Origin of the sequence: Microbacterium aurantiacum (genome assembly GCF_031625015.1) — a bacterium.
Classification (GTDB): Bacteria; Actinomycetota; Actinomycetes; order Actinomycetales; family Microbacteriaceae; genus Microbacterium; species Microbacterium aurantiacum.
This window is the reverse complement of the sequence record NZ_JAHWXH010000001.1, coordinates 328,445-345,278: the sequence shown is the minus strand read 5'-3', so window position 1 is coordinate 345,278 and position 16,834 is coordinate 328,445. Positions and strand designations below refer to the sequence as shown.

At 69.0% G+C, this 16,834-nt stretch carries 16 protein-coding genes; 6 read left to right on the top strand and 10 right to left on the bottom strand.

The features are described from left to right. Nucleotides 1-33 precede the first annotated feature (33 nt). The 4 genes from KZC50_RS01540 (at nt 34) to KZC50_RS01525 (ending at nt 4,264) form a co-directional block, all read left to right on the top strand. Nucleotides 34-801, top strand: a complete 768-nt coding sequence (locus KZC50_RS01540; protein WP_310890374.1) for an SDR family NAD(P)-dependent oxidoreductase — start codon at nt 34-36, stop codon at nt 799-801. Between the two features lie 345 nt (nt 802-1,146). After that, complete coding sequence (locus KZC50_RS01535) at nt 1,147-2,436, top strand: ABC transporter substrate-binding protein (protein ID WP_310890373.1); 1,290 nt, start codon at nt 1,147-1,149, stop codon at nt 2,434-2,436. Between the two features lie 2 nt (nt 2,437-2,438). Next, nucleotides 2,439-3,431: a carbohydrate ABC transporter permease gene (locus KZC50_RS01530; protein WP_310890372.1), complete on the top strand. Its 993-nt coding sequence runs from the start codon at nt 2,439-2,441 to the stop codon at nt 3,429-3,431. Then, nucleotides 3,428-4,264 carry a carbohydrate ABC transporter permease gene (locus KZC50_RS01525; RefSeq protein ID WP_310890371.1) on the top strand — a complete coding sequence of 279 codons (837 nt, stop codon included), beginning with the start codon at nt 3,428-3,430 and terminating at the stop codon, nt 4,262-4,264. Before KZC50_RS01530 ends, KZC50_RS01525 begins: the two co-directional genes overlap by 4 nt. Before the next feature lie 9 nt (nt 4,265-4,273). On the opposite strand, the gene KZC50_RS01520 is transcribed toward KZC50_RS01525, so the two are convergent. From KZC50_RS01520 to KZC50_RS01475, 10 genes are all read right to left on the bottom strand, one after another. After that, nucleotides 4,274-4,474, bottom strand: a complete 201-nt coding sequence (locus KZC50_RS01520) for a UTRA domain-containing protein (protein ID WP_343823608.1) — start codon at nt 4,472-4,474, stop codon at nt 4,274-4,276. A gap of 90 nt (nt 4,475-4,564) precedes the next feature. Further along, on the bottom strand, nt 4,565-5,932 hold the full coding sequence (locus tag KZC50_RS01515; RefSeq protein WP_310890370.1) for an L-serine ammonia-lyase: 1,368 nt from the start codon (nt 5,930-5,932) through the stop codon (nt 4,565-4,567). Between the two features lie 105 nt (nt 5,933-6,037). Continuing rightward, nucleotides 6,038-6,838, bottom strand: a complete 801-nt coding sequence (locus tag KZC50_RS01510) for a GntR family transcriptional regulator (protein ID WP_310890369.1) — start codon at nt 6,836-6,838, stop codon at nt 6,038-6,040. Between the two features lie 51 nt (nt 6,839-6,889). Further along, the gene (locus KZC50_RS01505; RefSeq protein ID WP_310890368.1) at nt 6,890-7,765 is read right to left on the bottom strand and encodes an IclR family transcriptional regulator; all 876 of its coding nucleotides are present in this window, start codon (nt 7,763-7,765) and stop codon (nt 6,890-6,892) included. 64 nt (nt 7,766-7,829) lie between these two features. Beyond that, nucleotides 7,830-9,272 (bottom strand): aldehyde dehydrogenase family protein, encoded by a 1,443-nt coding sequence (locus KZC50_RS01500; protein WP_310890367.1) that lies wholly within the window; start codon nt 9,270-9,272, stop codon nt 7,830-7,832. Then, the gene (locus KZC50_RS01495) at nt 9,269-10,159 is read right to left on the bottom strand and encodes a dihydrodipicolinate synthase family protein (protein WP_310890366.1); all 891 of its coding nucleotides are present in this window, start codon (nt 10,157-10,159) and stop codon (nt 9,269-9,271) included. The genes KZC50_RS01500 and KZC50_RS01495 overlap by 4 nt, the downstream gene beginning before the upstream one ends. Beyond that, entirely contained in the window at nt 10,156-11,049 is an 894-nt protein-coding gene (locus KZC50_RS01490) for an NAD(P)-dependent oxidoreductase (protein WP_310890365.1), read from the bottom strand. Before KZC50_RS01490 ends, KZC50_RS01495 begins: the two co-directional genes overlap by 4 nt. Beyond that, nucleotides 11,046-11,555: a flavin reductase family protein gene (locus tag KZC50_RS01485; protein ID WP_310890364.1), complete on the bottom strand. Its 510-nt coding sequence runs from the start codon at nt 11,553-11,555 to the stop codon at nt 11,046-11,048. Before KZC50_RS01485 ends, KZC50_RS01490 begins: the two co-directional genes overlap by 4 nt. A gap of 20 nt (nt 11,556-11,575) precedes the next feature. Next, nucleotides 11,576-12,976: an amidase gene (locus KZC50_RS01480; RefSeq protein ID WP_310890363.1), complete on the bottom strand. Its 1,401-nt coding sequence runs from the start codon at nt 12,974-12,976 to the stop codon at nt 11,576-11,578. A gap of 2 nt (nt 12,977-12,978) precedes the next feature. Continuing rightward, entirely contained in the window at nt 12,979-14,133 is a 1,155-nt protein-coding gene (locus KZC50_RS01475; RefSeq protein WP_310890362.1) for an LLM class flavin-dependent oxidoreductase, read from the bottom strand. Nucleotides 14,134-14,405: 272 nt separating this feature from the next. On the opposite strand from KZC50_RS01475, the gene KZC50_RS01470 reads away from it, so the two are divergent. Beyond that, nucleotides 14,406-15,233 (top strand): class I fructose-bisphosphate aldolase, encoded by an 828-nt coding sequence (locus tag KZC50_RS01470; protein WP_310890361.1) that lies wholly within the window; start codon nt 14,406-14,408, stop codon nt 15,231-15,233. 169 nt (nt 15,234-15,402) lie between these two features. Further along, the gene (locus KZC50_RS01465) at nt 15,403-16,824 is read left to right on the top strand and encodes an extracellular solute-binding protein (protein ID WP_310890360.1); all 1,422 of its coding nucleotides are present in this window, start codon (nt 15,403-15,405) and stop codon (nt 16,822-16,824) included. The last annotated feature ends 10 nt before the right edge of the window (nt 16,825-16,834 follow it).

Genomic DNA, 16,834 nt, shown 5'->3' with positions numbered 1-16,834 from the left:
GATGAATACCGCCATCGACGAGGTGAGCAGAGGATGAGCGACAGCGAGAACGGCATCGGCGGTGCCGGGCTGACGGGACGCACCGCGTTCGTCGCGGGCGGGGCCAGCGGTATCGGCCTGGCCGTGGCCCACGCGTTGGCGGCCCGCGGAGCGACCGTCACGATCGGAGGCCGCAACGTCGCGGCGGGCGAGGCGGCTGCGGCGGCCTTCGGCGGGCGCTTCACCCCGCTGGATGTGCTGCGGCCGGAGTCGGTGCAGCGCGCCGTCGCCGCGGCGGCGACGGGAGGCCGCCTCGACATCGCCGTCAACTGCGCCGGCGTCGTCGAGACGGGCGCGGCCGAATCGATGAGCGACGAGTCCTGGAGCCGGGTGATGGAGACGAACGTCACGGGTGTCTTCAACGCCTGTCGCGCCGAAGCGGTGCTCATGCTGGAGGTTGGCGCGGGAGCGATCGTGAACGTCGCCTCCATGTCGGCACGGATCGTCAACCGCCCGCAGAACATCTCCGCCTACAACGCCTCGAAGGCCGCAGTCGTCCAGTTGACGCGGTCGATGGCCGCGGAGTGGGGACCCCGCGGTCTGCGGGTCAACTCCGTCTCGCCGGGGTACACCGCCACCCCGATGACGGCGAAGGGCCGTGGGCAGACCGAGCAGGCCGGGGCGTGGCTCGCCCACATCCCGCTCGGCCGGTTCGCAGAGCCGCATGAGATCGCCGGTCCCGTCGCCTTCCTGGTCTCGGACGACGCCTCCTATGTCGTCGGGCACGACCTCGTGATCGATGGCGGCTACACGACGATCTGACCTCGGCCGCATCCCGATCGCTGCGACGGGGCGGCCGCAGAACCCAATGCCGGACCGTGCGCGCGACCTCGCGCGCACGGTCCGGCGTTCGTCGTCCGAGGGCCCCGAATCCCCCCGGTGTGCCGCCCGCGAGGGCGGAGTCTACACACGCGCCACGTCCGTCACGACCGGAACGCGGGTCATCAGACCGAGAGTTGCTGATACTTCAACGCCGCTCCAGACCTGTCCTCCCGTGAAACAAGCGGCTGCTATAAACGCCCACATCGACATGGACGTCGCCCCGGATCTCACCCTGATCCGAGATGAAGCAACACCACCGTGCTACACACCGATCAGGAGATGCTCATGCGTAGAATCCCCCAGACCCTCGCTCTCGCGGCCATCGCCGCCTCCGTCGTGGGGCTGTCCGCCTGCAGCGGAGGAAGCGCCGGCGGCTCGGCGCAGTCCATCAACGTGTACCTCGCTCAGATCCCCTGGAGCGACGAGCTCGAGTCGCTCGTGCCCGAGTTCGAGGCCGAGACCGGCATCGACGTGAACCTCACCGTGCTCGGCGACACCCAGCTGGCCCAGCAGTACCAGGTGATGTTCAACTCCGGCTCCGCGGAGGCCGATGTGTCGATGGTCATGTCGTCGGTGGAGTTCCCCCGCTACGTCGACAGCGGCTGGCTCGCCGACATCTCCGACGACGTCACCGGCGCCGCCGACTGGGACTGGGAGGACTTCAGCGAGCCCGCCCGGCGCTCGGTGACAGACGGCGAGGGTGCCGTGCGTGCCGTGCCGCTGGTGTCGGAGCACTTCATCCTGATGTACCGCAAGGACCTGCTCGAGCAGGCCGGGATCGCGGTGCCGACCACCTTCGCCGAGCTGGAGGAGGCCGCCGCGAAGCTCAACGACCCCGCTGCCGGGGTCTACGGCTATGCGACCCGCGCCAACGGCTCGGCGGGTGTCCCCGGCGCCGCGAGCTTCGTGTTCGGTTCGGGCGGCGACTGGACGGACTCCTCGGGCGAGGCGTCGCTGGACAGCGACGCCACCGTGGACGGCATCTCGGTGTACGGGCGACTGCTGCACGACTCGGGGGCTCCGGGGGCGCTGAACATGGGCTGGTCCGAGGCGGTCGCCCTGTTCAACCAGGGCAAGGTCGCCTTCCTCGGCGAGGCCGACACGCTCTTCCCGAACGTGCTGGACCCCGAGGCGTCGCGGGTCGCCGACAACGTCGGTTTTGCGGCGTTCCCGGCCGGGCCCGCCGGACACCGGGTCGCCAGCTACACGCCCTGGTCGCTCAGCATCCCGCAGTCCTCGAAGAAGGCGGACCTCGGCTGGCAGTTCATCGAATGGGCCACGTCGGCCGAGATGGGCAAGACGATGCTCGCCGCAGGGCAGCCCGTGACGCGTGAGTCGGCGTGGGCCGACCCCGAGGCCTCCGCGGCCTTCCCGGCCGACGTCGCCGCACTCGTGCGCGGCGATTCCGGCATCGACTACGTCGGCTACGCCTCGCCGCAGGTCGTGAACATCTCCAAGTCGCGCGACATCGTCGGCACGGTGCTGGCCACCGCGATCTCGGGAGGGGATGTCGAGTCCGCGGCACGGTCGGCGGATGAGGAGCTCGCCGCGCTCATCGAGTCCGAGAAGGAGTGACCGTGGCCGCGCCCTCGACGCTCGAGCGCGAGCCGACCATCCCGCGCGCGCAGGCCCCGGCGCCCCCGCCGCCGGTCCGCCGCAGCCGCGTACTCTCGGCGCGCCGACTGCCCTTCGTGTTCGCAACCCCCGCCGTCCTGCTCGTCGCCGTCATGCTGGTGGTGCCGCTGGTGTACACGATCGTGCTGAGCACCACCAGCGCGGAGGGGTCGCTGAATCGTCCGATGGACTTCATCGGGCTGCAGAACTACTGGACCGCGCTGACGGACTCGGGCCGCTTCTGGCCCGCCGTCATGCGCACCGCGGTCTTCACGATCGCCGCGGTCGTGATCGAGCTCGTGCTGGGGCTGGGCATCGCCCTGCTCCTGCAGAAGCCGTTCCGGGGTCGTGGCGCCGTGCGGCTGCTCATCCTCCTGCCGCTGGTGGCCACGCCCGTGGCGGTCAGCATGATGTGGCTGCTGATCTTCGAGCCCTCGATCGGCTTCGCCAATCAGCTGCTCGGGTGGCTCGGCATCCCCGCTCAGGGCTTCCTGTCCGATCCCGCCCAGAGCATGCCCGTGCTGATCTTCATCGACGCCTGGCAGTGGACGCCGATGATCGCGCTGATCCTCATGGCGGGGCTGACCACGGTGCCGGAGGAGCCGGTCGAGGCCGCGATGATGGACGGCGCAAACGCCTGGCAGCGGTTCTTCCACGTGGTGCTCCCGATCATCTGGCCCACCGTGCTAGTGGCTGTGCTGCTGCGATCAATCGATGCGCTCAAGACGTTCGACCTGATCTACGCGCTGAAGGGGCCGGGCGGCGGCCCCTTCCACGAGGCCGAGACACTGAACATCCTCGTGTACACGCTCACCTTCGCGTTCGGCGAGTTCGGCTACGCCTCGGCGGTGCTGATGCTGTTCTTCATCCTCGTCGTCGCGTTCTGCGCGGTGCTGGTGTTGAGTCGACGCCGCGGCGATCTTCCGCGTGCGTCGAAGGGAAAGCGAATCCGATGACCATCGTCGCCGGCCACGGTGCACGTAACCGCACCCGCACCACGCTCCGCGGGATCGCCATCACGGTGGTGATCGTCGCCCTGGCGTTCCCCGTCATCTGGATGGTGCTGGCATCGCTGAAGAACGCGCTGTCGATCGGGGATCCGAGCCAGACCTTCGTATTCACCCCGACGCTGGACAACTACATCACCCTCATCGAGCAGAACGACTTCCTTCTCTACATCCTCAACAGCGCGATCGTGGCGATCGCCGCGACCGCGCTGGCGCTGCTGGTGGGGCTGCCGGCCGCGTACGCGATAGCGCGGCATTCGATGGGCCGGACGAACATGCTTATCCTCGCCGCGCGCATCATCCCGTGGATCTCGCTGCTCGTGCCGTGGTACTTCCTGTTCGCGCAGGTGGGGTTCGTCGGGACGTACTGGGCGCTGATCATCGCGCACCTGTTCGTGACCCTGCCGCTGGTGGTCTGGATCATGACCGGGTTCTTCGAGACCCTGCCCTCGGAGTTGGAGGAGGCGGCCCAGGTGGACGGCCTCTCGCCCGCGGGCGCCTTCTGGCGCATCGCGGTCCCGCTGGCACGGCCCGGCATCGCCACCGCCGCCCTGCTGGGCTTCATCTTCTCCTGGAACAACTTCCTGTTCTCGCTGGTGCTGGGCGGCAACGACACGCGCACCCTGCCCGTGGCGCTGTTCAACTTCATCGCCTACGCCAGCGTCGACTGGGGCGGGCTGATGGCCGCATCGGTCGTGACGATGATCCCGGTCGCGGTGCTCGCGGTGCTCGCGCAGCGGCACATCGTGGCCGGACTCACCGCAGGGGCCACGAAGGGCTGACGGGCCGGGTCAGCGCGAGATCGCGAACCGATAGTCGTAACGGTCGCCGCGGTAGACGCTGACGGCGAACTCGACCAGGCGCCCCTTCCGATCGCTCCCCTGCCGGCGCACCACGAGGGCGGGGGAGCGACGGGGGACGCCGAGGAGGTCTGCGTCGTCGTCGGACACGGGTTCACTGGAGACGAGCTGCTGGGCCTTCTCGATCACCACCCGATAGTGCGCGGCCGCCGCACCTACGCGCTCAAGCCGGCCTGGCAGCGGCGGGACTGACTGCCGCGGTGGCGCGCGCGGGTCAGCTCCTCAGCACTCGACGACGTTGACCGCGAGACCGCCCAGGGACGTCTCCTTGTACTTGACCATCATGTCGGCGCCGGTGTCCTTCATCGTCTTGATGGCCTGATCAAGCGAGACCCGGTGGACGCCGTTGCCGCGCAGAGCCATGCGCGCGGCGTTGATCGCCTTGACGCTGGCGACGGCGTTGCGTTCGATGCACGGGACCTGCACCAGGCCGCCGACGGGGTCGCACGTGAGTCCGAGGTTGTGCTCGATCGCGATCTCGGCGGCGTTCTCCACCTGCGCGGGCGTCCCGCCGAGCACCTCGGCCAGTCCCGCCGCCGCCATCGAACAGGCCGAACCGACCTCCCCCTGGCAGCCGACCTCGGCACCGGCGATCGACGCGTTGGCCTTGAAGAGGGTGCCGACGGCGGCCGCAGCGAGGAGGAAGCGCACCACGCCCGCGGCATCCGCTCCGGGGATGAACATCATGTAGTAGCCGAGCACGGCCGGGATGATGCCGGCCGCGCCGTTGGTGGGGGCGGTCACGACACGCCCGCCGGCGGCGTTCTCCTCGTTCACGGCCATCGCGAAGAGATTCACCCACTCCATCGCGTGCAGCTCGTCCTTGTTGGGCGTCTCGGTGAGCGAGCGGTGCAGCCCGGGGGCACGGCGCCACACGCCCAGGCCTCCCGGCAGCTGCGAGCCGTCGGGGGCGGCGATCCCGCGGTCGATGCACTCGCGCATGGCCTGCCAGATCGCGCCGATCCGCTCGTCGATCTCCGGGCCGTGCGGGCGGGCGAGCTCGTTGCGCCGCATCAGCTCGCTCATCGAGATGCCCTCCCGGGCGCAGATCTCCAGCACGTCCGCGGCCGACCGGAACGGATGCGGCACTGCGGTGTCGTCCGCGGCGGTCGCCGGATCCTCGCCCTCCTCGGTGATGAACCCTCCGCCGATCGAGAAGTACGTCCGCTCGCGCACCAGCGCGCCCGCGCCGTCGAAGGCGCGCAGCACCATCGCGTTGGGGTGGGACTCGTGGGTGGTCCGCAGGTGCAGCGTGAGGTCACCGGTGAGGGAGAAGGGGATCTCGTGGGTCCCGGCCAGGCTCAGTATCCCCGTGTCGGCCACCGTGTCGTAGAGGCCGGCTTGCGCGTCGGGGCGGATGCTCTCGGGCCGCTCGCCGAGCAGGCCGAACACGACGGCGCGGTCGCTGCCGTGGCCCTTGCCGGTGGCGCCCAGCGATCCCAGCAGGTCGGCGGTGACGCGCGTGACCCGGGGCAGGTCGCCGGCGCTGTCGAGATCGTAGACGAATCGGCGCGCGGCACGCATCGGGCCCACCGTGTGAGAGGAGGAGGGTCCGATGCCGATAGAGAAGAGGTCGAGTGCGCTGATCATGTTTCACGTCGCAAGGGGACGACTCGAATCTAAGCGACCCATGAGAGCGGCCATCGCGCGGTGACTGTATGCGCAACGACGGAGCGGGCGATGGGCGGCGGGGGATCAGCCTCGGGAATCGCGCACCGTCACGGCGTACTTGTGCTGATCGGTGCGCACCCAGGAGCGCGAGTACTCGATGCAGTCGTGCTCGTGGGTGTAGCTGAACTCCTCGTGGCACAGCACCGGTGTGCCTGGGGCGACGCCCAACAACTGGGCCACTTCGGCGGGCGCCAGTTCGGCGCTGAAAAAGCGCTCCGCCCAGGTGAACTCGACGCCGAAGCTGTAGCGCAGGGTGGCGTGCAGCGAACCCGCGGCCAGCGAGTCGTCCGTGAGCTGAGCCGCCTCGGGGACGAGGTCGAGGTTGATCAGTGTGTCGGTGACCGACGCGGGCCCGTCGAACAGGGTGCGCAGACGCCGGATGTGCATGACGCGATGGGCGGAGAAGGCCTCGAGTGAGCGGTGCTCGTCCACCAGACGCCGCTCCAGCAGCGTGTTCTGGAACTCGATACCCCGCTCGATGAGACGCTCACCGGTGGACAGGAGGCGCGCGGTGCTGCTGTCGTCCTGAGGGAGCCTCGCGCGCACGGACACGAAGGTGCCGATGCCCTGGGCGCGCTCGATCAGCCCCTCGGCCAGGAGCGTGGCCATCGCCGTCCGCACCGTTCCGCGCGCCACCTCGAACTGGCGCGCGAGGTCGCCCTCGGGCGGTATCCGATAGCCGTTGGGCAGCATGCCGGCGAGGATCAGCTGACGGAAGTGGGTGGCGATCTGCGCGTGCAGCGGCAGCGCGCTGTTGCGCGAGACGATGTCCTGCGCGTCGACGACGGCGTCATGATCGCGCGCGAGGCCGGCGGTTGTGCTCACGTGAACCCTCCCCGTGCCATCATGCACGTCAGACTATCGCGCCCGGGACCCTCAATCACCGAGGAACTCGGGGAAAGTCTCGCCGTCGAGGCTGCGCGAGGAGAGCGGGAACATGTCGGTGGGCATCTCCGGCCATCCGCTGAAGGGCAGCGGAGCCATCGTCGTCGAGTGGGTCTCGGTCGCGTGGATGCGACGCGCCAGATTGGATGCCGCGGCCATCAGCAGTTGCGCGGTCGCCTCCGCCACGTCGCGGCTGCTCAGGCCCTCCGAGGCCACGCCCAGCGCGCCGATCACCGCCTCGTTGCGGGTGTCCCACACGGGCACGGCGACGCCGCTCTCGTCGGCGCGACGCCACGAGTAGCCCACGCGCCGGTCGAGCTCGATCTGACCTGCGAGCTGATCGGCGTGGCCGACGCCGATCCGGCGCATCTCCGCGGCCACCTGCTTGATCTCGGTGGGCGGGGATCCGTACAGCAGCGCCCGCCCGGCCTCGCTGACGCCCAGGGGGAACGTGGTCCCGATGCTGTGCACGCGCGGGCGGGCGCGCACGGGCTGATCCGACCACAGCGTCATCGCGTCCATGTCGCTGCGCACGGACAGATACGAGCGGGCCTGCGTCATCCGCACGATCTCGCGCACGACGGTCGCGGCCGCGCGGAGGACATCCTGATTGACCGACCGCGCTCCGAGGGGGTAGACCTTCGAGCCCGGCGCGAACGTGCGGCCGTCGGCGCTGCGCTCGACGAACCCCAGATCCACCAGCACCCGCAGCGTGCGGGAGACGACGGACTTGTCCAGCGAGAGCGTGTCGGCGATCTCCTTGTTGGTCCACATCGACGCCGAGGGGTTCGAGCTGCGCAGCAGCTCGAGGATCTGCAGCCCGCGGCGCAGGGTGGTCAGATCGGTGGCCGGTGCGGTCTCCTCCACGAGAACCTCCTCCCTGGAATCGGCGGGGCTCGGGCGCCCGATCGCCCGAGCCCCGGGTCCGCGGTCAGAACGAGGCGTCGAACGGCTTGTCCTGCTCGGTGTACCAGCGCACCTGCGTGTACTCCTCGACGTTGGACAGACCGCCCACGGCGCCGCCGTTGCCCGACGAGCCGTGGCCGCCCATGGGCGTGACGGCGGTGTCGGTGATCGTAATGGAGTTGATGTGCACCATACCGGCGCGCAGCTGTAGCGCCAGACGACGTGCGCGCGCGAGGTCGCTGCCGAACACGGCGGCCGACAGCCCGTACTCACCGGAGTTGGCGCGGGTCACGGCCTCCTCGTCGGATGAGAACGTGCTCACCACGGCCACCGGACCGAAGATCTCCTCGGAGAAGGCGGGCATGTCTGGCGTCACACCGGTCAGCACGGTCGGCGGGTAGTACTGGCCCTGCGCCGTGCCCCCGGTCAGCACGGTCGCCCCCATCGCGACTGAGCGGTCGACGATATCGGCGACGCGGTCGATCTGCGCCTGGTTGATTATCGGGCCCATCGTGGTCTCGGGGTCGGAGGTGGCCCCGAGTCGCAGAGTCGCCGCCTGAGAAACGAGCGCGGTGGCGTAGGCGTCGGCCACGGACTCGTGCACGATGTGGCGGCCCGTGCTCATACAGATTTGGCCCTGATGGGTGAACGACCCCGCGGCACCGGCCTCGGCGGCGCTGTCGATGTCGACCGAGTCCAGCACGATCATCGGATTGTTGCCGCCGAGCTCGAGACTGACGCGCTTGAGGAGAGAGCCGGCCAGGGCTCCGACCTTGCGTCCGGCAGCCGTGGAGCCGGTGAAGGAGATCATGTCCACGTCGGGGTTGGAGACCAGCGCCTCGCCGACGACGGGCCCGCCGGGCACCGACTGCAGCAGTCCGGCCGGCAGCCCCGCCTTGAGGAACAGCGAGACGAGCATGTCTCCGCCGGAGATCGGCGTCTGAGTGTCCGGCTTGAGCACGACCGCGTTGCCCAGCACCAGTGCCGGAGCGATGACGCGCATCGCGAGGGCCACCGGGAAATTCCACGGGGTGATGAGGCCGACCACTCCGACCGGGATGCGGCGGCTGTAACTGAGCGAGCCGAGCGGGCTGGGGTACACCTCGCCGTCGGGGATGGAGGCCAGGGCACGGCCGGCACGCAACTCGTTTACGCTGCCGTCGATCTCGACGCGGGCTTTGCCGAAGACGCTGCCCGTCTCGCGGGCGATGCCCACCTGCAGCTCGTCGGCGTGCTCGAGCAGAAGCGCCTCCGCACGCGCGAGCACCTCGGCGCGCTCGGCGATCGGGGTTGAGGCCCATCCGCGCTGCTCCTTGCGTGCGGTGCGGGCGGCGGTGCGGACGTCGTTGACGCTGGCGAGCGTGACCTCGGCCAGAACGGTGCCTTCACCGGCGACGCGCAGCGTGACGGCGTCGCCCGTTCGGGAGGGGGAGCCAAGCCCGAAGGTCATCGTGTCGACGAAGCTCATGCGAGGGCTCCCGCCAGCTGTGCGGTGCGCAGGCGGCTCTTCGCGAGGATCTCGGCGATCGCCGCTCGGGTGCCCTCGTCGGCGACGGGAAGCAGCGGCAGGCGCACGGCATCAGACCATCCGGCGTGCTGGCGCATCGCCTCGGTGAGGAAGGACGGAACGCCTTCCGGGCTCGCGATCATGGACGCCTCCCACGCGATGACCAGTTCTTCGGCGAGCGGGTCGCTCGCCTCGCCTGCCAGTCTCGCAGAGATGTAGGCGACCGCGGCCGAGGGGTCGACGTTGGCCAGCGAGGTCGTCACGGTCGAGGCACCGACCTCGGCGAAATCGCAGCCCACCTGCTCGCCGACGCCCCACCACAGCAGGCGGTCGCCCCAACGGGTGATCCGCTCCGCTGTCTCGGGGATCCCGTAGAACTCCTCCTTGACGCCGGCGAAGCCCTCGATGTCGGTCATCGTGCCGATGAGCTCGTCGGTGGCCGGATAGCTGGGTGCGCTGTAGATGATCACCGGCAGGCCCGACTCGCCCGCGATCGCGCGGATGTGCTCGGCGTAGCCGCGGTAGGACGGGTTGGCGTAGTAGATCGGATTGGCGACGATGAGGCCCACGCCGCTGGCGGCGGCCGCACGGCCGAGGGCCGCGGCGGTGCGGGTGTCGTGGCCAATGCCGGCGACGACCGGAGCGCGTCCGGCCGCTCCTTCGACCGCCGCCTCCATGCACGCGGTCGCCTCGGCGAGGTCGAGCGCGTAGAACTCGCCCATCCCGCCGAGCACGGCGGGATGCACGCCGTGCTCGGCGAGCGAAGAGGAGAGGTCGCGCAGCTGCGCGCGGTCGATTGTGTCGTCGGAGGCGAAAGGGGCGGGCATGAAGCCGACGATGTCAGTCATGGCAGGTCCTTGCGGGTCGAGGTCGGGTGTGCGGTGTCAATGAGATGGCGGGCGAGCGCCTGGGTGCCGGACTGGGTGCCGAGCGCCTCGCCGGTGGCGCGGAACTGATCGGCGATCCCGGCCACGACGGTAGCCGACAGTCCCGCGGAGGTCAGCAGGGGCGCCAGCAGCGAGATGTCCTTCACCATGTGCGAAATGGCGAACCCGGTGCTCAGATCGTTGGCCTGCAGCAGCGGCCATTCCAGCCGCAGGAGTCGGCCGTCCGCCGCGCCGCCGGTCAGGGCGGAGAACATCAGCTCGGTGTCGATCCCGGAGCGCTCGGTGAGGGCGTAGGCCAGGCACAGCCCGTAGGTGTTGGCGGTGACCACGACCTGATTCACCAGCTTCGCCTGCTGGCCGGCGCCCGGCGCACCGCACGCGATGATGGTCCCGAGCGTCTCCAGCGCCGGGGCGGCGGCGGCGACCGCGTCGGGATCTCCGCCGGTGAAGATCGTCAAAGCGCCGTTCGCGGCGCCGTTGACACCGCCCGAGACGGGGCAGTCCAGCACGGGCACGCCGTGGTCGGCGCCAGCCGCATGCAGTTCGAGGGCGGTGTCGGCGCCAACGGTGGACATGTCCACCGCAACCGCGCCCGTCTTCATGTGCGCCAGCAGCCCCTCGGCGCCGGTCCACACGTCTCGCACCTCCTGCGGGCCGGGCACCATCGATACGACCAGGTCGGACTCGTGGACGGAGCGCTGCAGGTCGTCGGTCAACGAGATCCCGGCGTCTTTCAGCGTGGCCTTCTTCTGCGGCGAGGATGCACGGCCGAAGACGATGTGGCCGGCCGCGGCGAGTCTGCTCGCCATCGGCAGTCCCATGGCGCCGAAGCCGACCCATGTGATGATCACGGAGCGTCCACCGTGGGCGTGAAGCCGGTCAGGGCGCTGCGGTGGAACAGCAGCGCGGAGTGCTCGTCGCGCACCTGCACCGAACGGATGCGCAGCAGCGCCAGAAAGTGGTCGCCGGCAGGCGTCTCGCTCTCGATGTCGACTTCGAGCACGAGGGGCGTCTCGTCGATGAAGAGGGCGTCGCCGTGTCCGAGGCTGGTGGTCACGCCGTCGAAGCGCGACACGGCAGGCCCGGCGAGCTTGCGTGCGGCCAGGGAGTGGGTGGAGCTAAGGATGCTGACGCCCAGGGTGCGCGCCTCCCGCAGCTTCGGCCAGGTCGACGAGCTGTTGGCGATGAACACGCCGCCCAGCGGGGGCTCGAGCGAAACCGGGGCGAAGGTGCTCGCCGCCATGCCCACGGCGACGCCGTCGATCTCGGCGGCGATGGCTACCACTCCGCTAGGGAACTGGGCGAAGGCGTCGCGCAGGGCACGGCCGCTGAGTTCGACGCTGTGGGTTTCGACCATGATTGTCATCTTCCTTGTCCTCATCTCTTCGTCGCGGCCTGAGCGGGGAGCGCAGGGCGGGTGAACTGCAGGATCTCTTCGAAACGTGCGGCGGCATCGATGCACGCGAAGTCGTGGAGGGGGGCGGCGGTGATGTGCAGGCCGACGGGGAGGCCCTTGCTCCAACCGCACGGCACCGAGATCGCCGGCCACCCGGTGAGGTTTCCCAGGAGCACGTCCATCCAGCGGCCGCCGGGGCCGCGCTCGGTGGGCACGCCGTTGATGGCAGGGTGCTCGTCGTCCCAGCGCCAGGCCGTCAGCGGCATGGTGGGCATCAGCAGCAGCTCGTAGTCCTCGAACAGCGCCGCCGCGGCGCCGTACAGCTTCGTGCGCGACTCCTGCGCGCGCATCAGGTCGTCGGCGGTCACCGCCGCGCCCGCGCGGATCTGCTCGAGGTGCGACGCGTCGAACAGCTCGGGTTCGCGCTCGGCACGCGCGCCGAGCAGTCGCCACTCCCGAGCCACCATCGGGATGTTCCCGTCGGCGATCGGGTCGTCCCACTCGATCCGGCCTCGGCGTATGTCAACGCCCGCCTCGACGAGGGCGTCGATCGCCTCGTCCATCACCCGGCGGACGTCGACGTCGACATCCTGGCCGAACATGGTCTCGACGTAGAGCGCCCGAGGTGCCTTCGCGGCAGGCAGAGCGCGCCACGAGCCGGCGGGGGAGAGCGGGTCGCGCAGATCCTGCCCCGACAGCGCGTCCATCAAGAATGCGATGTCTGCGACGTCGTTGGCGAGGAAGCCGTGGTGTCCCCGCGCAGCCCACAGGTCGGGGGCGGGAATGCGGGGGAGGCGGCCGAAGGAGGGCTTGAAACCCACGACGCCCACCATGCTGGCCGGGAACCGCACCGAGCCGCCGGCATCCGTGCCGTGCGCCACCGGAGCAACGCCCGCGGCCACGAGGGCCGCTGATCCGCCGCTGGATCCGCCCGGCGTGCGGGTGGTGTCCCACGGGTTCGTGGTCGCGCCGACGATGAGATTCTCGGTGACGTCCTTGTGCCCAAACGCCGATGTGTTGGTCTTGGCGTAAAGAATCGCACCGGCGGCTCGCGCTCGTGCTGCGAACGAGCCGTCCGTGCGGGGGGCGTCGGGAGCGAGGGGGAAGGAGAGGCCGAACGTGGTGGGCAGGTCGGCCGTGCGCTCCAGGTCCTTCAGCGGAAGCGGAAGCCCGTGGAGCGCTCCGCGCTCCTCCGGCGGCCGCTCCTGGAGGGAGCGCGCGGTATCCCGGGCGGTGTCCAGGTCGATCGCGAGGAACGGATTGAGCTCGGTGGCCACCCCCGACACCCTGCGGGCGAGGTCGTCGATGACCTCTACGGGCGAGAGTTCGCCCGTAGAGGTCGCGGCGACGAGCGCCCGCGCGGAGAGGTCGAGGGCGGACATGATCAGCTGACCGAGGCGACCGTGCTGGTGGCGAGGGTGCGTGCCGGACGCGGGTTGCGCGCGGTCTCCTTCTCCACGACCGGGAGGACCTCCTCGCCGAGTAGGCGGATGCACTCGAGGAGCTCGTCGTGCTTCGCGTAGTCGAGGTGGAAGATGATCTCGTCGATGTCGTACTCCTCGTGCACGCGCAGCAGCTTGTCGATCGCGAGCTGCGGGCTTCCGACGATCATCGACGTCAGGTCGAGGAGGCCGTCGAAGTTGTCGTAGAACTCGCCGGTCGTGTCCATGCCGGAGTCCGTGCCGTAGGTCAGCTGGTGGTTGAGGATGTCTTGCTTCATCGCGCGGTTGGCGTACTCGACGATGCCGAACTCAACCTGCTCGCGGGCGAGCTTGTCGGTCTTCGCCACGTGCGTGGGCACCTGCAGCGAGATGTGGTGCAGCGGCTGCGCGTACTCGAACGGCGTGCCGGTTTCCCACGCCTCGTTGTAGGCGTTGACGCGGTCGTGCACCTGCGCCCAGCGCAGCCAATGCATGCCGCCCAGGTAGCCGAGCTGGTGCTTTCCGGCCAGGGCCGCAGATCCTGGGCTCACCGCGGCGAGCGAGACGCGCGGGTGCGGACGCTGCGCCGGGATCGGGTGCACCCGGATGTCCTCGAACTCCCAGAAGTCGCCCTTGTAGGAGAACTCCTCGCCCGACCAGGCGCGGAAGATGATGTCTAGGGACTCCATCGTGCGGGCGTTGGTCTCGGCGTGGGGGATCTGGAACGCGGAGGCGGTCTTCGGGGTGTTGCCGCGACCGACGGCGAAATCCAGGCGTCCCTCGGACAGCACGTCTATCGTCGCCCAACGCTCCGCGATCGCGAGCGGGTGGTGCAGCGACAGGATGGCCGCCGACGGCAGCATCCGCAGGTCCGTGGTCGCCGCCACCCACGGGAGGATGACATCGAGTGCGCCGGTGGAGTTGGTGGGGAACTTGAAGTGCTGCTCCGACACAGCGAACGAGGTGAAGCCGTACTTGTCTGCCTGCTGAGCCTCGGTCACGAGCTGGCGCACGCGCTCGAACGGGTCGGCGTCCCTTCGGACGTAGCCCTGCTCGATGATCCCGTACTTCATCTGGTCCTCCCTCGGGTGGTCGCCGACCGGTGCCGTGCGATGCAAGAAAGATCCCTTCGTGTCGGTGACGAGACAAGCAGAGTTTCCATATTTGCAACTTAATCGAAGTGCGTTATGCGGGCGCCACGAAGGGCGGCTCGTGCGGATGAGCGGCGTGTTTCCGGGCAATTTACAGTCCGTTTCGACCATGTAACAGATTTCGCGAGTGTCTATTTAAGGGTCTTCACACGATCGGTTGGCCGATTCGGCTGGACAGAAAGGGCTAAAAATGTCCATAGTTGTTCAGTTCCCGGACGGGAAGCACGCCAAGGAGGACAATGAGCGGCATCGCAGTTCGTATCAACCAGTTACGCAATTCCGAGTACGGGACGTCCGCGGTGGTTGCGTTCGATCATGGGTTCAACGGAATGGTCCCCGGGGGCGAAGACGCGCGCGGCATCATCGAGGCGCTCGCTGTCTCCGACATCGACGGGATCCTCATCGGACCCGGTCTCCTGCGCCAGCTCTCCCCGCTGCTGGCCCACCCCGGTGCGCCGCGTGTCATCGCCACCCTCGACGGCGGCACCTTCGGAGCCCTCCCCGGCGTCGACCACCCCCTCACCCACGCCCGTCGCGCAGTCTCCCCCGAGTGGGTTCTACGTCACGGAGCGGTCGCGGCGAAAATGATCCTGCCGCTCGGCCTCGGCGACACCGAGGCGCTCGCCGAGGCGACATCGCTGCTTGGTCGCACGGCGGCGGAGTGCGAGGAGCTCGGTCTGCCCTTCATGATCGAGCCCGCTTTCTGGGGCGCGCACCTCGAGAAGGTTGACGACGAGATGATCCGTCATGCGGCTCGTCAGGCTACCGAGTTGGGCGCCACGATCCTCAAGCTGCCCGCCCCGTCCCGCCCCGAGATCCTCAGCGAGATCATCAGCCACACGGGTCTACCCGTCTGGGTGCTCGGAGGCGCCCCGCAGTCCGGAGGCGGAATCGGCTCGGCGATCGTCGAGTGGATGGACGCGGGAGCACTGGGCGTGGCCATCGGCCGCAACATTTGGAGCCGGCCGAACATGGTTGCAGCCGTGGAGGGTCTCAAGGCCGCGGTGCATCATCGTGATGCGGCCCGCGCCGAGGAGCTATTCCACTCCGCAGACCTCCCGGGCTGACACACAGCCCGCGGATCCGCGTCGTTACGGCGACGCACACCGATCTATACCCGACGCGACGCGAAACCGAACGAACGACCCGAAACCGAAGAAACCGAACGAACGACCCGAAACCGAAGAAACCGCACCTCATCTCCCAATCACTCCACCAACTCCGAAGGAGTCAAAGATGTCTCAACAGAATCGCCCGTTGGTCCAGCTGTCATCCGTCGTCACCAGTCGTCGCGCCGTGCTTCAGAGCGCGCTCGTCGTCGGCGGCGCGGCCGCCATCGCGCCCACCCTTGCCGCCTGCGCGCCGTCGGGTTCCGGCGGTGGAGGCAAGACGACGATCACCATCGCGAACGTCGCCAACCCGCTGACGACCACTCTCGAGCAGTACACCAAGAGCGTGTTCGAGAAGGCGAACCCCGACGTCTCGATCAACTTCCTGACGCTGCCCGAGACGGAGCTGCGCCAGCGCGTCACGCGCGACGTGTCCACCAACGCCGGCGAGTTCGACGCCGTCGTCATCGGCCCGTACGAGGTCGCGGTGTGGTCGAAGAACGGCTGGCTCGAGCCGCTCGAGGAGATGGCCTCCGCCGACTCCTCGTACGACCTCGACGATCTCGTGCCGATGACGCGGTCGTACCTGTCGGCCGACGACAAGCTCTACGGTGCGCCGATCTACGGCGAGTCCGCGTGCCTGATGTACCGCAAGGATCTCACCGACTCGATGGGCATCGTCGTGCCGGACGCACCGACGTGGACCGAGGTGCTCGCCCTCGCCCGCCAGCTCAACGGCCAGTCGATCGACGGCAAGACGCTGACCGGCACCACGATGCGCGGCATCGCCGGAGAGATTCTCACCCCGCTCCTGCCGATGGTGTCAACCTACGGGGGTCGCATCCTCGCGCCGGACTGGGCTCCGACGCTCCTGGAGGAGCCGACGCTCACTGCCATCGTCGACTACGTGACCCTGCTGCAGGAGACCGGCCAGCCCGGTGTCGCCACGGCAGGGTACACGGAGGCGCTCGCGTCGATGAGCCAGGGCCAGTCGGCCATGTGGATCGACTCGACGGTGGCCGGTGCCACCCTCGAGGACCCGTCGCAAAGCTCGGTCGCAGGCAAGCTCGGCTACGCGCTGGCTCCGCACGCGGAAACGAACTTCGGCGGCAACTTCTGGTCGTGGGCGCTGTCGATCCTGTCCTCGTCGAAGCAAAAGGAGGCCACGTGGCGCTACATCTCGTGGGCGACGTCGCTGGACTACCTCAAACTCGTCGCCGACGACACCGGCTGGAACACCGTTCCTCCCGGAACCCGCAAGTCGCTGTACGAGATCCCGGAGTACGTCGCCGCGACCCCGAACGCTGACATCACGCTGAAGTCGTTCGACCTCGGCAGCGCGCCCGAGTCCGAAATCATCCTGAAGCCCACTGCGCCGGGTCGCCCGGTCTCGTACTTCGACCACCCGAACTGGTGGGACTTCAACCTGCAGATGACCGCGCCCCTGACCGCGGCCGTTGCCGACGGCTCGTCGGCGCAAGCTGCAGCCGAAGCCGCTCAAGCAGCGGCAGAAAGCGCCATGAAGCAGAGCGGTCTGTGGAACGGCTGAGCACCCATCT

Excerpts from the sequence above, each read along its gene's own strand:
- KZC50_RS01465 (WP_310890360.1), top strand. The coding sequence starts at position 15,403 with ATGTCTCAACAGAATCGCCCGTTGGTCCAGCTGTCATCCGTCGTCACC.
- KZC50_RS01515 (WP_310890370.1), bottom strand. The coding sequence starts at position 5,932 with ATGATCAGCGCACTCGACCTCTTCTCTATCGGCATCGGACCCTCCTCC.
- KZC50_RS01480 (WP_310890363.1), bottom strand. The coding sequence starts at position 12,976 with ATGTCCGCCCTCGACCTCTCCGCGCGGGCGCTCGTCGCCGCGACCTCT.
- KZC50_RS01500 (WP_310890367.1), bottom strand. The coding sequence starts at position 9,272 with ATGAGCTTCGTCGACACGATGACCTTCGGGCTTGGCTCCCCCTCCCGA.
- KZC50_RS01485 (WP_310890364.1), bottom strand. The coding sequence starts at position 11,555 with ATGGTCGAAACCCACAGCGTCGAACTCAGCGGCCGTGCCCTGCGCGAC.
- KZC50_RS01495 (WP_310890366.1), bottom strand. The coding sequence starts at position 10,159 with ATGACTGACATCGTCGGCTTCATGCCCGCCCCTTTCGCCTCCGACGAC.
- KZC50_RS01470 (WP_310890361.1), top strand. The coding sequence starts at position 14,406 with ATGAGCGGCATCGCAGTTCGTATCAACCAGTTACGCAATTCCGAGTAC.
- KZC50_RS01525 (WP_310890371.1), top strand. The coding sequence starts at position 3,428 with ATGACCATCGTCGCCGGCCACGGTGCACGTAACCGCACCCGCACCACG.
- KZC50_RS01540 (WP_310890374.1), top strand. The coding sequence starts at position 34 with ATGAGCGACAGCGAGAACGGCATCGGCGGTGCCGGGCTGACGGGACGC.
- KZC50_RS01535 (WP_310890373.1), top strand. The coding sequence starts at position 1,147 with ATGCGTAGAATCCCCCAGACCCTCGCTCTCGCGGCCATCGCCGCCTCC.